The organism is Pantoea sp. GL120224-02 (assembly GCF_900215395.1).
Classification (GTDB): Bacteria; Pseudomonadota; Gammaproteobacteria; order Enterobacterales; family Enterobacteriaceae; genus Pantoea; species Pantoea communis.
In genome coordinates this window covers 160,522-173,916 of record NZ_OBEC01000002.1, presented here as the reverse complement: position 1 = coordinate 173,916, position 13,395 = coordinate 160,522, and the positions used below count along the sequence as shown (strand labels likewise).

11 protein-coding genes and 6 tRNA genes are annotated in these 13,395 nt (G+C 53.3%); 1 reads left to right on the top strand and 16 read right to left on the bottom strand.

The window, feature by feature from the left end:
* Window positions 1-34: 34 nt before the first annotated feature.
* From CRO33_RS05710 to miaB, 9 genes are all read right to left on the bottom strand, one after another.
* The gene (locus CRO33_RS05710) at window positions 35-760 is read right to left on the bottom strand and encodes an amino acid ABC transporter ATP-binding protein (RefSeq protein ID WP_034829065.1); all 726 of its coding nucleotides are present in this window, start codon (window positions 758-760) and stop codon (window positions 35-37) included.
* Complete coding sequence (gene gltK / locus CRO33_RS05705) at window positions 761-1,438, bottom strand: glutamate/aspartate ABC transporter permease GltK (RefSeq protein WP_058960797.1); 678 nt, start codon at window positions 1,436-1,438, stop codon at window positions 761-763.
* Complete coding sequence (locus CRO33_RS05700; RefSeq protein ID WP_034829069.1) at window positions 1,438-2,178, bottom strand: amino acid ABC transporter permease; 741 nt, start codon at window positions 2,176-2,178, stop codon at window positions 1,438-1,440. Before CRO33_RS05700 ends, gltK begins: the two co-directional genes overlap by 1 nt.
* 161 nt (window positions 2,179-2,339) lie before the next feature.
* Window positions 2,340-3,233, bottom strand: coding sequence for a glutamate/aspartate ABC transporter substrate-binding protein (locus CRO33_RS05695; protein WP_039330499.1), 894 nt, complete (start codon window positions 3,231-3,233; stop codon window positions 2,340-2,342).
* A 439-nt stretch (window positions 3,234-3,672) separates the two neighbouring features.
* The gene (lnt, locus tag CRO33_RS05690; protein WP_097117432.1) at window positions 3,673-5,199 is read right to left on the bottom strand and encodes an apolipoprotein N-acyltransferase; all 1,527 of its coding nucleotides are present in this window, start codon (window positions 5,197-5,199) and stop codon (window positions 3,673-3,675) included.
* A 4-nt stretch (window positions 5,200-5,203) separates the two neighbouring features.
* The gene (gene corC / locus CRO33_RS05685) at window positions 5,204-6,085 is read right to left on the bottom strand and encodes a CNNM family magnesium/cobalt transport protein CorC (protein WP_034829075.1); all 882 of its coding nucleotides are present in this window, start codon (window positions 6,083-6,085) and stop codon (window positions 5,204-5,206) included.
* An 84-nt stretch (window positions 6,086-6,169) separates the two neighbouring features.
* On the bottom strand, window positions 6,170-6,643 hold the full coding sequence (ybeY, locus tag CRO33_RS05680) for an rRNA maturation RNase YbeY (protein WP_097117431.1): 474 nt from the start codon (window positions 6,641-6,643) through the stop codon (window positions 6,170-6,172).
* A complete protein-coding gene (locus tag CRO33_RS05675; RefSeq protein ID WP_058960793.1) occupies window positions 6,640-7,713 on the bottom strand; it encodes a PhoH family protein in 1,074 nt (357 codons plus the stop codon). Before CRO33_RS05675 ends, ybeY begins: the two co-directional genes overlap by 4 nt.
* Before the next feature lie 205 nt (window positions 7,714-7,918).
* Window positions 7,919-9,343: a tRNA (N6-isopentenyl adenosine(37)-C2)-methylthiotransferase MiaB gene (miaB, locus tag CRO33_RS05670; protein WP_097117430.1), complete on the bottom strand. Its 1,425-nt coding sequence runs from the start codon at window positions 9,341-9,343 to the stop codon at window positions 7,919-7,921.
* Window positions 9,344-9,512: 169 nt separating this feature from the next.
* Here miaB and ubiF point away from each other — a divergent pair, with 169 nt between their 5' ends.
* Window positions 9,513-10,685 (top strand): 3-demethoxyubiquinol 3-hydroxylase, encoded by a 1,173-nt coding sequence (ubiF, locus tag CRO33_RS05665; RefSeq protein WP_097117429.1) that lies wholly within the window; start codon window positions 9,513-9,515, stop codon window positions 10,683-10,685.
* Window positions 10,686-10,771: 86 nt separating this feature from the next.
* Here ubiF and CRO33_RS05660 read toward each other — a convergent pair.
* The 7 genes from CRO33_RS05660 to asnB all read right to left on the bottom strand — a co-directional run bounded on the left by CRO33_RS05660 (window position 10,772) and on the right by asnB (window position 13,209).
* Window positions 10,772-10,846: transfer RNA gene (locus tag CRO33_RS05660), tRNA-Gln, on the bottom strand.
* Between the two features lie 29 nt (window positions 10,847-10,875).
* A tRNA-Gln gene (locus CRO33_RS05655) sits at window positions 10,876-10,950 on the bottom strand.
* A gap of 6 nt (window positions 10,951-10,956) precedes the next feature.
* Window positions 10,957-11,033: transfer RNA gene (locus tag CRO33_RS05650), tRNA-Met, on the bottom strand.
* 28 nt (window positions 11,034-11,061) lie between these two features.
* Window positions 11,062-11,136: transfer RNA gene (locus CRO33_RS05645), tRNA-Gln, on the bottom strand.
* Between the two features lie 21 nt (window positions 11,137-11,157).
* Window positions 11,158-11,242: transfer RNA gene (locus CRO33_RS05640), tRNA-Leu, on the bottom strand.
* Window positions 11,243-11,249: 7 nt separating this feature from the next.
* Window positions 11,250-11,326: transfer RNA gene (locus CRO33_RS05635), tRNA-Met, on the bottom strand.
* A 215-nt stretch (window positions 11,327-11,541) separates the two neighbouring features.
* The gene (gene asnB, locus CRO33_RS05630; protein ID WP_034829093.1) at window positions 11,542-13,209 is read right to left on the bottom strand and encodes an asparagine synthase B; all 1,668 of its coding nucleotides are present in this window, start codon (window positions 13,207-13,209) and stop codon (window positions 11,542-11,544) included.
* Between the last annotated feature and the right edge of the window lie 186 nt (window positions 13,210-13,395).

Genomic DNA, 13,395 nt, shown 5'->3' with positions numbered 1-13,395 from the left:
CCCATCCATACAGCGGCGCAATTGAGAGCGCTAATTAATGCAGGATCTTCGCGAGGAAGTCTTTTGCGCGGTCGGACTGCGGGTTATTAAAGAAGTCATCTTTGTTAGTGTCTTCGACAATTTTCCCTTCATCCATAAAGATCACGCGATTGGCCACTTTGCGCGCAAAGCCCATCTCGTGCGTCACCACCATCATGGTCATGCCTTCGTTCGCCAGCTCAACCATCACGTCCAGCACTTCGTTGATCATCTCTGGGTCGAGCGCAGATGTCGGTTCGTCAAACAGCATCGCGATGGGGTCCATACAGAGCGCGCGGGCAATCGCCACACGCTGTTGCTGGCCGCCCGAGAGTTGTCCAGGGAACTTCTCCGCATGCGCAGCCAGACCAACACGCGTCAGCAGCTTGAGACCTTTCTCACGCGCAGCGGCTTTATCACGCTTTAACACCTTGACCTGCGCCAGCACCAGGTTATCGACAATGCTGAGGTGCGGGAACAGTTCGAAGTGCTGGAACACCATACCGACTTTGCTGCGCAGTTGTGCCAGGTTGGTTTTCTTGTTGTTCACTTCGGTACCGTTAACCTGAATGCTGCCTTCCTGCACCGGTTCCAGACCGTTCACCGTTTTAATTAAGGTTGACTTACCTGAGCCGGACGGTCCACAGACCACCACCACTTCACCTTTTTTTACTTCGGTGGAGCAGTCGGTCAGCACCTGAAAGTGACCATACCACTTAGAAACATTTTTCAGGCTAATCATTTAAACCGTCCTCTTTCTTTTCAGATAGCTAACCAACAGCGAAGCGCTCAGGCTGATCACAAAATAGACCAGACCGGCAAACAGAACCATTTCAACCTGGGTACCGTCACGCTCGCCAATCGTCGAGGCGGTACGGAAGAAGTCAGCCAGGCTTAGCACATACACCAGCGAGGTATCCTGGAACAGCACAATGCCCTGCGTCAGCAGCAGTGGCACCATGGCGCGGAACGCCTGCGGCAGGATGATCAATTTCATTGATTGCCAGTGCGTCATACCCAACGCGAGCGCAGCATTCGACTGTCCGCGTGAGATGCTCTGGATACCCGCTCGGATGATTTCCGAATAGTAGGCCGCTTCAAACAGTGCAAAAGCAATCATGGCGGAAATCAGGCGAATGTCAGTTTTGGGAGAGAGTCCCAATACCTGTTGCAGTAATGCAGGCACCACCAGATAGAACCACAGCAGCACCATCACCAGCGGGACGGAGCGGAACAGGTTGACGTACAACTTAGCGAACCAGCGAATCGGCGCGAACGGCGACAGACGCATCACGGCCAGAATCGTGCCCCAGATAATGCCGAACACCACGGCGACGGCGGTAATCTTGAAGGTGATGATCAAGCCATTCCACAAATAGGGCAGGCTGGGAGGAATCGAACTCCAGTCAAACTCGTACATTATTTGCCTCCCAGATTGCCGGGCAGGCGAATTTTACGTTCTACCAAACTCATAATCAGCATGATCACCAGGTTAATACCCACGTAAGCCAGGGTAATGGCGGTGAAAGATTCATAGGCGTGCGCCGAGTAGTCGAGCAACTTACCGGCCTGCGCCGCCATATCCACCAGACCAATGGTCGAAGCGATGGCAGAGTTTTTCACCAGGTTCAGCATTTCCGAGGTCATCGGCGGCACAATCACGCGATAGGCATTCGGCAGCAGCACGTAGCGATAAGTTTGTGGCAGCGTCAGCCCCATCGCCAACCCTGCGTTTTTCTGACCGCGTGGCAATGATTGAATCGCGGCACGTACCTGTTCACAAACGCGCGCAGCAGTGAACAAGCCGAGGCAAATGGTTGAGGAAACGAAGAACTGAATATTGGGGTCCAGTTCTGCTTTAAACCACATCCCCAGTTTTTCGCCCACCAGTTCTGGCGCCACCAGGTACCAGAAGAAGAACTGGACGATCAGCGGGATATTACGAAACAGTTCCACGTAGCAGGTGCCAATGGTCGACAGCAGTCGATTGGGCACGGTACGCAGAATGCCGAAGAAGGAACCTACCAGGAAGGCGATAATCCAGGCGCAGCAGGAAACCGCAACGGTAACCTGAAATCCGGACCACAGCCAGCCGAGGTAAGTCGTATTGCCGAACGGGGCCTGTTGTAAAAAGATGCCCCAGTTCCAATCGATACCCATAACGAGCTCCGGTAAAAAAAGGGTAGCGAGGCTACCCATAAGATTGTTGAGCGGTGTCTTGCGTCCTGCTTCAGGGGAACGACCTGTTGCAGTCTGTCTGTCCGCACCGCGTGTTCAGCAATCGAGAGGGCAGCCTGACTGCCCTTGTTTTCATTGTTAATTCAGAGTGCTTTATCGTTTGGTGCTTTGAACAGCGCCTGCATGTCAGAAGACAGCTCGAAGTTCATGTTTAGATTCTTCGGTGGGATTGGCTGTTTGAACCAGGTATCGAACCACTTAGCGGCTTCACCCGAGGTCTGCGCTTTGGCAATGGTGTCATCCATCAGCTGTTTGAACTGCGGGTCTTCTTTACGCAGCATACAGCCGTAAGCTTCTTTTGACTGAGGTGTGCCAGTGATCTGCCAGTCGTCTGGTTTCTTCGCTTTAGCACGTTCACCTGCCAGCAGAGCATCATCCATCATAAAGGCCACGGCACGACCGGTTTCCAGCGTACGGAAAGAATCGCCATGGTCTTTGGCGCTGATGATGCGCATATCCATTTTCTTCTCGTCGTTCAGCTTGTGCAGCAGAACTTCAGAAGTGGTACCAGAGGTCACGACAACGGTTTTGCCTTTCAGGTCCGCGAAATCTTTGATGTCGCCACCCTTTTTCACCAGCAGACGCGTACCGATGATGAAGACGGTATCGGAGAATGCGGCTTGCTGCTGACGTTCCAGGTTGTTGGTGGTAGAACCACATTCAAAATCGTAAGTGCCGTTTTGCAGCAGTGGAATACGGTTCTGAGAGGTGATCGGCAGCATTTTTACTTGCAGATCAGGCTTGTTCAGCTTGGCTTTGATCGCCGCTACGATGGCGTTTGAGTAGTCTTGTGAATAGCCAACCACTTTTTGCTGGTTGTCGTAGTAAGAAAAGGGAACTGATGACTCACGATGCCCAACGACGATCACGCCGCTATCATTAATTTTTTTCAGGGTGCCGGTGAGATCTTCCGCCTGGGCCGCTCCCGCTGCTGCTCCCAACAGCAGAAGAGATAATGCCACTTTGCGTGTCTGCATGTTCCTACTCCTTTGAATGGATGTTGCGCAGAACATAAACTGCGCAGATTGTGATGTTGTGTGTATTTCGTGCTGCTTTTTTAGTTATCCCTTAGCGCAACTGCGCGCAGGATAGTGATTAACATAGCGAATTGTTAACGCAATGAAACAAAAAAGTTTGTTTTTTGCGAGCCGCTCCGCACCATTTAGAGGCAATAAAAAGCCATTGCGCCGTTTCGGTGCGTGTCAGTGCCAAATAATAGTGCGTGAACATGGCATTACGCTGACAAAACGCTGATGTTGAGAAAATCACTGAAATAAATAGCAATGATCGTGCCAGCACGGTGAAATGCGTGAAAAAGCCAGCAGAGAATCTGGTAAAGCGTAGCCGATGGGAGCGGAAAACAGCGCAAAAAAAAGGCGAAGTGAGCACTTCGCCTGTCAGAATGTGATCGGAGTGTCAGTGGCGACGACGAATAATCGCCAGGACGATGCCGATTAACGTCAGAATCCATACCGGCCAGATGCCTGCTTTGGCATAAGGGGTCTCACCAGTGGTGGGTGTTACCCTGGCTTCCAGCACGTCACGCGTGAACTGCGGGATCTCTTTTTCAACCTCGCCGTTGGCATTCACCACCGCCGTGACACCGTTATTGGTGGATCGCAACAGCGGACGGCCCAATTCCAGTGCACGCATACGCGCCATCTGGAAATGCTGCCACGGGCCGATGGAGTGACCAAACCAGGCATCGTTAGAGACGGTCAGCAGGAAGTTGGTATCAGGACGGAAGTTGGCTCGTACCTGCTCGCCCAACACAATTTCGTAGCAAATGGCGCTGGTAAGATCATAACCCGCCACCTTCAACTGCGGCTGCACATAGGCACCACGGCTGAACGACGACATTGGCAGATCGAAGAACGGCGCCAGCGGACGCAGCAGATCTTCCAGCGGCACAAACTCCCCGAACGGCACCAGATGGTTTTTCTGATATCGGTTATGGCTTTGATAGCTGTAAGGCTGCTCGCCGCCCAGCACAATCACGGAGTTGTAATCGTGGTAGCGGTTATCCCCTTCAATGCGTGAATCGACAATCCCGGTAATTAGCGAGCTGCCGCGCTCGCGCAGTTCGGCATCCAGCGCTTTGAGGAACGGCTGCTGATTGCTTTCAAGGTCGGTAATCGCCGATTCCGGCCAGATAATGATGGGCGCTTTGCCCATATAAGGCTGGCTGTAAGAGGTGTACACACGCAACGTATTCAGCAACTGCTGTGGGTCCCACTTCATCGACTGGGGAATGTTGCCTTGCACCATCGCCACGTCCACGCTGCGTTCCGGCAGCGGCTGATACCACTGCAACATGCGCAGTGGCCATGGCAGCAGCAGCAATACCGCGGCCGCCACCAGGCTCTTCACCGTACGATGATAAAGCGCATGCACCATCAGACCGGCGATCACCATTAACAGGAAAGTGATGGTTTCAACGCCCGCCAGCGGCGCAAGGCCTTTGAGCGGACCGTCGATCTGGCTGTAGCCGAACTGCAGCCACGGGAATCCGGTCAGGATCCAGCCACGCAGAAATTCGCTGATTTGCCACAATGCCGGTGCCGCCAGCACCAGACGCCACAAGGTCGCACGTGGCCACAGGCGATTAAGCACCGCCGCAAACAGCATCGGATAAATCGCCAGGTAAGCGGCCAGCAATATCACCAGGAAGATGTTAACCGGGCCAGGCATACCACCAAAGGTGGCGATGCTGACGTAAACCCAGTTAATGCCACTGCCGAACAGCCCAAAGCCCCAGACGAAGCCAATCGCGGCGGCTTGAGGGCTGCGGCGATCCAGTAGCAACAGTTGCAGTCCCGCCAGGGAAACTAATGCGGCAGGCCAAAAATCATAGGGAGAAAAGGAAAGGGTGCCAACGGCACCCGCAATCAAAGCCAGCAGCAGGCGAACCCGCTGCTGCGAGTAGAGAGAGGCTAAAGCCATAAAATTATTCGTCTTCCAGTTGCGGTTGTGGAGAGTCTTCCGGAATTTTCACATGCACCTGGATGATACGGCGGCTGTCGGCCATCGCGACTTTGAATTGGTAACCATCAATGTCGATGCTCTCACCGCGCGCGGGAAGGTGGCCGAATCCCTGCATCACCAGACCGCCAATGGTATCCACTTCATCATCACTGAAGCTGGTACCAAATACCTCGTTAAAATCCTCGATAGGCGCAAGCGCACGTACGGTATAGGTATGGCGGTTTAACTGACGGATATCACGATCTTCTTCATCGTCATATTCATCTTCAATTTCACCGACAATCAATTCGAGGATATCTTCAATCGTGACTAGCCCGGAAACGCCACCGAATTCGTCAATGACAATCGCCATATGATAGCGCTGGGAACGGAACTCTTTCAGCATGCGGTCAACACGCTTACTTTCAGGCACGACAACGGCGGTGCGCAGCACTTTCTCAATGCTGAAAGGTTCAGACGCGCTGCTCATAAACGGCAGCAGGTCTTTGGCCATCAAAATGCCTTCGACGTGGTCTTTATCTTCGCTGATCACCGGGAAGCGCGAGTGGGCGGAATCAATAATGACCGCAAGGCACTCTTCAAGACTTTGGTTGCGTTTAAGGGTGATCATCTGGGAGCGCGGGATCATGATGTCACGCACGCGCTGCTCGGCAATATCCAGCACCCCTTCGAGCATGTCGCGGGTGTCCTGGTCGATCAGCTCTTTTTGCTCAGAATCGCGGATCAGTCCCAGTAGCTCATCACGGTTTTTGGGTTCACCGTGAAAAAGTTGGTTAATTAACAGGGAGAAAAATCCCTTTTTACTACTGGGTGCGTCGCTGTTTTGAGAATGGTCGTCGCTCATGGCGTTTTTATTTCGTTCTCTCTGGTGAGGGAAAGGAACTGCTGGCATCCGCGCCAGCAGCGCAATAACCTGAACCTAAGGGGATCAGGCGTCTTCTTTCTCCGAAATGTACGGGTCAGGATAACCAAGAGCAAGCATTATCTCGGTCTCCAGCGCCTCCATTTCTTCGGCTTCTTCATCTTCAATATGGTCATAACCCAGCAGGTGTAGCGTGCCGTGGACTACCATATGCGCCCAGTGGGCTTCAACGGTTTTGCCTTGTTCTTCCGCTTCTTGCTCAACAACCTGACGACAAATAATCAGATCGCCCAGCAGGGGCAGCTCAATCCCTGGTGGCGCTTCAAACGGGAAAGAGAGCACGTTGGTCGGCTTATCCTTACCGCGATAAGTCAGATTAAGCTTATGACTCTCCGCTTCATCCACCAGACGGATGGTGACTTCACTTTCCGGCTGGAAAGGCGTCACGGCGGCTTCGAGCCAGCGCTGGAAAGCAGGTTCGGCTGGCAGGCCATTTTCATCGGCACAGGCCAACTGTAAATCTAAAATCACCGCGCTCATGAAGGCTCCTGCGGGCTGGATGGGGCGGCAAGTTGAGACGCCAGCGTTTCACGCTTGCGCTCTTCTGCCAGTTTGTCACGGCGCTTCTGATCGGCTTCTTCCCACGCTTCATAAGCATTCACGATGCGTGCGACAACCGGATGACGCACCACGTCTTCGCTGTGGAAAAAGTTAAAACTGATTTCATCGACTTCCGCCAAAACTTCAATGGCATGACGCAGGCCGGATTTGGTGCTGCGCGGCAGGTCAATCTGTGTGACGTCACCGGTGATCACCGCTTTGGAGTTGAAACCGATACGTGTCAGAAACATCTTCATCTGCTCGATGGTGGTGTTCTGACTCTCATCGAGAATCACAAAGGCGTCGTTGAGTGTACGTCCACGCATGTAAGCCAGCGGAGCCACTTCAATCACATTGCGCTCCATCAGCTTTTCCACGCGCTCAAAGCCGAGCATTTCAAACAAAGCATCGTAGAGCGGACGCAGGTAAGGATCGACTTTCTGGCTCAGGTCACCCGGCAGGAAGCCCAGTTTTTCACCGGCCTCTACCGCAGGGCGCGTCAGCAGAATACGGCGGATTTCCTGACGTTCCAGGGCATCAACGGCAGCGGCCACCGCCAGATAGGTTTTACCGGTACCAGCTGGACCCACACCGAAGGTGATGTCATGGTCGAGGATATTAGCCACATACTGCGCCTGATTGGGCGTACGAGGTTTAATCACACCGCGCTTGGTTTTGATGTGAATCGCCTTACCAAACTCCGGCACGCTTTCGGCGGTTTGCTCCAGTACACGGCTCTCTTTGATCGCCAGATGCACCTGGTCCGGTTCAATATCCGGGATTTGGCCACGCACTGGCGCAGTACTCACGTACAGGTCACGCAGAATGTTGATGGCTGCGTCAACGCTGAGCGATCGGCCCACCAGTTTGAAATGGTTGTCCCGGCGGTTGATTTCGACACCGAGGCGTTTTTCCAGCTGCTTCACATTGTCATCAAACGGACCGCACAGGCTCATCAGTCGGCGGTTATCAGCCGGTTCAAGGGCGATTTCACGAGTTTCGATATTCAAATGAATCCTTTGGGTCACTCAGGGCCAGTTGAAGAAGGTGTATCCAATGCTCCATCACAGATTGAGCATCTATACGGAATTATTTATGGGGCAAGGCCCGGCTGCAAGTTACAGAAGCGATATTTGGGCGTTGCAGGTGGAATGCAAGGGGCACGGGATGAAACAGGCGGCAGCACCTTGTGCACTGCCGCGCAAAGTTGGAGTATCAAGGCTGGTAAAGACCGACACCGATGTCATTTTCACGGCGCGTGCGGGCTATCACCGCATCGGGGCTGAGGCTGACACGCAATGCCATTTCATCTTCAGTGCGGATCAGTTTGCCACGCAGCGAGTTGGCATGGACATCGACAATTTCCACGTCAACAAACTTACCGATCATCTCAACAGGCGCTTCGAAGTTCACCACGCGGTTGTTGTCGGTGCGTCCGGTCAGTTCCATGACATTTTTACGTGAGATGCCTTCTACCAGCACACGCTGTGTGGTGCCGAGCATGCGGCGGCTCCACGCCATCGCCTGCTGATTGAGGCGATCCTGCAGAATATACAGGCGCTGCTTTTTCTCTTCTTCCGACACATCGTCAGGCAAGTCAGCGGCTGGCGTACCCGGACGTGCCGAGTAGATAAAGCTGAAGCTGACATCGAAATTCACGTCGCCCACCAGTTTCATGGTCTGCTCAAAATCCTGCTGCGTTTCGCCAGGGAAACCAATGATGAAATCTGAACTCATCTGAATATCAGGACGTGCTTTCTGCAGTTTGCGGACGATGGATTTATATTCCAGCGCGGTGTGCGCACGCTTCATCAGCGTCAGGATACGATCGGCACCGCTCTGAACGGGCAAGTGCAGGAAGCTCGCCAGCTCTGGCGTGTCACGGTAGACATCAATAATGTCATCAGTGAATTCAATCGGATGGCTGGTGGTAAAGCGGATGCGGTCGATGCCATCAATGGCCGCCACCAGACGCAACAGTTCCGCGAAGCTGCAGAGCTGGTCATCAAAGGTCGTGCCGCGATATGCGTTGACGTTTTGGCCCAGTAAATTCACTTCTCGCACGCCCTGCGCAGCCAGTTGCGCGATTTCCAACAGAATATCGTCACATGGACGGCTCACTTCCTCACCGCGGGTGTAAGGCACCACGCAGAAAGTACAGTATTTGTTACAGCCTTCCATAATGGAGACAAAGGCCGTCGGGCCTTCTGCACGCGGTTCTGGCAGACGGTCAAATTTCTCGATTTCCGGGAAGCTGATGTCAATCACCGGGCTTTTCGTCCCGCGCACCTGATTCAGCATCTCTGGCAAGCGATGCAGCGTCTGTGGACCAAATACAATATCCACGCAATTGGCGCGTTCACGCAGGCGTTCACCTTCCTGCGAAGCGACACAGCCGCCGACGCCAATAATCACGTCAGGATTTATCGCTTTCAATTTCTTCCAGCGTCCTAACAGCGCGAAAACCTTCTCCTGCGCCTTCTCACGGATCGAGCAGGTGTTGAGCAGCAGGACATCCGCCTCTTCAGCGTCCTCGGTCAGGGTGTAACCGTGCGTGCTGTTCAGCAGATCGGCCATCTTTGATGAATCGTACTCATTCATCTGACAGCCCCAGGTTTTAATATGCAGTTTTTTGGTCATCTAACTAGCCATTGATTCAGAGCAGGGAAGTGCAGGGCGCGTATTGTAATGCTTTGCTGCTGTTGTGACCAGCACAGCAGGGTCTGAGATTGTGCAGCAAATTTCCGGTACACTTTATCTATCAACGTGATGACGTGAGCTATCACGACAAGCAGAAGGATTAGAGTCAATGCAGGATTCACATTTTGATGTGGTGGTGGTGGGCGGCGGTATGGTCGGTGCCGCGCTGGCTTGTGGACTGGCACAGCAGCAATTTCATGTGGCGGTGATTGAACGTGCCGAACCCGCTGCGTTTGATGCAGAAAGCCCGCCCGATGTCCGCATTTCCGCGATTGGAGCATCGTCGGTAGCACTGCTGCGTCAGTTGAATGTGTGGGAACGCGTGCTGGCGATGCGCTGTGCGCCTTATCGCAAGCTCGAAACCTGGGAGTGGCAAAGTGCACATGTGACCTTTGATGCTGCCTCGCTGGGCTTGCCAGAGCTGGGATATATGGTGGAAAACAGCGTGCTGCAACGTGCGCTGTGGGAAAAGATGCAGGAAGAGGGGATCACGCTGATTTGTCCCGCCAGCCTGCAGCAGCTTCAATCGCATCGTGGCGGCTGGCAGGTCCAGCTGGATAATGGTACCACGCTGGATACGCGGCTGGTGGTTGGCGCGGATGGCGCCAACTCGCGCGTGCGCCAGCTGGCGGGAATTGGCGTCCGTGGCTGGCAATACGCGCAGTCCTGCATGCTGATTAGCGTCGAATGTGAGCATGATGCGGGGGATTCGACCTGGCAGCAATTTACGCCAGAGGGGCCACGTGCTTTTCTGCCGCTGTTTGATCGCCACGCTTCTCTGGTGTGGTATGACGCACCGGCGCGTATTCGCCAGCTACAGGCGTTGCCATTGTCACAGCTTGAAAAAGAGATTCACGCCCATTTCCCGGCACGCGTTGGGCGGGTTCAGGTCAAGAAAGCAGCCTCATTCCCGTTGGTTCGGCGCCACGCTACGCGCTATGTTTTGCCGGGATTGGCGCTGGTGGGTGATGCAGCACACACCATCAATCCCCTTGCCGGACAGGGCGTAAACCTCGGGTATCGCGATGTTGATGCGTTGATCAATACGTTGGTGGAGGCGCGCAGCCAGGCTCAGTTATGGTCATCGGATGCGGTGTTAAAGCGCTATCATCGTCAACGCTATAACGATAATTTGCTAATGCAGGGTGGGATGGATCTGTTCTATTTTGCCTTTAGCAACACGCTGGCCCCATTGCGTTTTGTGCGTAATCTGGGATTGATTGCAGCGGAGAATGCCGGAGCGCTGAAACGTAAGGCGCTGAAGTACGCGTTGGGCTTATAGATGGCAGAGCGTCGCAGGGCGCTCCTGGCATTTTCCCGGATGCAGAAAACAATAAAGCCCGCAAAAGCGGGCTTTATTGTGCAATTTGGCTGGGGTGCAGGGATTCGAACCCCGGAATGCTGGTATCAGAAACCAGAGCCTTACCGCTTGGCGACACCCCAATTAATGGCGTTACAAATTATCTTTAATATGGCTGGGGTGCAGGGATTCGAACCCCGGAATGCTGGTATCAGAAACCAGAGCCTTACCGCTTGGCGACACCCCAAAAATTTGGTGGCTACGACGGGATTTGAACCTGTGACCCCATCATTATGAGTGATGTGCTCTAACCAGCTGAGCTACGTAGCCTGAGTTTACTGCTTAGTTTATCTGGTATTGGCTGGGGTACCTGGATTCGAACCAGGGAATGCCGGTATCAAAAACCGGTGCCTTACCGCTTGGCGATACCCCATCCGGCTGCCGAAGACTGAAATGGTGCGGGAGGCGAGACTTGAACTCGCACACCTTGCGGCGCCAGAACCTAAATCTGGTGCGTCTACCAATTTCGCCACTCCCGCGAAAAGATGGTGGCTACGACGGGATTTGAACCTGTGACCCCATCATTATGAGTGATGTGCTCTAACCAGCTGAGCTACGTAGCCATCTTTTTTCGCTAACCTTCATCGGCGTTGCGGGGCGCATTATGCGTATTGAGCTTTGTAGCGTCAACAAGTTTTTTGCCGTTTTTTGCCTTAAAACGCCTGTTTGACTGGCTTGTAACCAGGGTGGCGATTTATTCAGCAGTTTTCTATCGTCACATCGACGATGAAAACAAAAAGGGGCCTTTACAGACCCCTTATCCTACTCATTCACAAGCTTATTTGTAGGCGGACTGATGCACGCCGACAGCACGACCAGATGGGTCATCCATGTTTTTGAAAGCTTCATCCCACTCAATCGCTTTGGCCGATGAACAGGCAACAGATGGACCGCCTGGAACACACTCTGCTGCACTGGCAATCGGGAACAGCTCTTCAAAGATTTCGCGGTACAAATACGCTTCTTTCGAGTTCGGCGTGTTGTACGGGAAACGGAAGTGCGCGGTAGACAACTGCTGATCGGTGATCTGCTTCGCGGCCACTTCTTTCAGGCTATCAATCCAGCTGTAGCCTACGCCATCAGAGAACTGCTCTTTCTGACGCCATGCCACGCTCTCCGGCAGGTAAGAAGAGAAGCATTCACGCAGAATGTGTTTCTCCATTTTGCCGTTGCTGCCGCACATTTTGTCTTCCGGGTTGATGCGCATCGCCACATCAAGGAATTTCTTGTCGAGGAACGGTACGCGCGCTTCAACGCCCCATGCCGACATCGCTTTGTTGGCACGCGCACAGTCAAACATGTGCAGCGCCAGCAGTTTACGCACGTTCTCTTCGTGGAATTCCTGAGCGTTCGGTGCTTTGTGGAAGTACAGGTAGCCGCCAAACACTTCGTCCGCGCCTTCACCAGACAGCACCATTTTGATGCCCATTGCCTTGATTTTACGCGACATCAAATACATCGGCGTAGAGGCGCGAATGGTGGTGACGTCATAGGTTTCGATGTGGTAAATCACATCGCGAATCGCATCCAGACCTTCCTGCACGGTGAAGTGAATCTCGTGGTGCACGGTGCCCAGATGTTCCGCCACTGATTTGGCCGCTTTCAGATCAGGTGAGCCTTCCAGACCTACCGCAAAAGAGTGCAGCTGTGGCCACCAGGCATCACTTTTATCTTCATCTTCCACACGTTTTGCCGCAAAGCGCTTAGTCACGGCAGAAATGATAGAGGAGTCGAGGCCGCCAGACAGCAGCACGCCATAAGGCACGTCAGACATCAGGTGGCTTTTCACTGACTCTTCCAGCGCATGCTTCAGGCCCGCAGCGTCAGTGGTGTTCTCGGCAACGGCAGAGAAATCCATCCAGTCGCGCTGCCAGTAACGACGGATTTCGCCATCGCTGCTGCACAGGAAGCTTCCCGGCGGGAATTCTTTGATGGTGCGGCAAACCGGCACCAGCGCTTTCATTTCAGAGGCGACAAACAGGTTTCCGTGCTCATCGTTGCCCATGTACAGTGGGATAATCCCGATGTGGTCACGGCCAATCAGATACTGCTGCTTCACGCTGTCCCACAGAATGAAGGCGAACATACCTTGCAGATCATCGAGGAAATCGAGACCTTTTTCCTGGTACAGCGCGAGGATCACTTCGCAGTCAGAACCGGTCTGAAACGCATAACGATCGCTCAGTTCAGCACGCAAAGCCTGATGGTTGTAGATCTCACCGTTCACGGCCAGTACGTGGGTGTGGTCAGCGTTGTACAGCGGCTGTGCGCCGTTGTTGACGTCAACAATCGACAGGCGCTCATGCACCAGAATGGCTTTGTCATCGGCATACACGCCAGACCAATCCGGTCCACGGTGACGCATCAGACGGGAACACTCCAGCGCTTTCTTGCGCAGTTCAACAGGATCGGATTTCAGATCCAGCACTCCAAAAATCGAACACATAACTGACTCCTGATCTCACCTTGCGGCGATGTTATTTCTACGTTTGTCCGGCAGCCTTGACTGCGTGATGTATAAGAAAATGCGCTATCAGGTGGTGTTAACGCAAGTTAAATTGCGATCTTTTGATAAAAAGATTGTTGTGATGGCTTAAAAATTGAATTTCATCTAATCAAATGTCAATTAAAT

What these genes read in the sequence shown, in the direction of transcription:
- CRO33_RS05695 (WP_039330499.1), bottom strand. Translation starts at nt 3,233, where the DNA reads ATGCAGACACGCAAAGTGGCATTATCTCTTCTGCTGTTGGGAGCAGCA.
- miaB (WP_097117430.1), bottom strand. Translation starts at nt 9,343, where the DNA reads ATGACCAAAAAACTGCATATTAAAACCTGGGGCTGTCAGATGAATGAG.
- corC (WP_034829075.1), bottom strand. Translation starts at nt 6,085, where the DNA reads ATGAGCGACGACCATTCTCAAAACAGCGACGCACCCAGTAGTAAAAAG.
- ubiF (WP_097117429.1), top strand. Translation starts at nt 9,513, where the DNA reads ATGCAGGATTCACATTTTGATGTGGTGGTGGTGGGCGGCGGTATGGTC.
- CRO33_RS05700 (WP_034829069.1), bottom strand. Translation starts at nt 2,178, where the DNA reads ATGGGTATCGATTGGAACTGGGGCATCTTTTTACAACAGGCCCCGTTC.
- gltK (WP_058960797.1), bottom strand. Translation starts at nt 1,438, where the DNA reads ATGTACGAGTTTGACTGGAGTTCGATTCCTCCCAGCCTGCCCTATTTG.
- CRO33_RS05710 (WP_034829065.1), bottom strand. Translation starts at nt 760, where the DNA reads ATGATTAGCCTGAAAAATGTTTCTAAGTGGTATGGTCACTTTCAGGTG.
- lnt (WP_097117432.1), bottom strand. Translation starts at nt 5,199, where the DNA reads ATGGCTTTAGCCTCTCTCTACTCGCAGCAGCGGGTTCGCCTGCTGCTG.
- ybeY (WP_097117431.1), bottom strand. Translation starts at nt 6,643, where the DNA reads ATGAGCGCGGTGATTTTAGATTTACAGTTGGCCTGTGCCGATGAAAAT.
- asnB (WP_034829093.1), bottom strand. Translation starts at nt 13,209, where the DNA reads ATGTGTTCGATTTTTGGAGTGCTGGATCTGAAATCCGATCCTGTTGAA.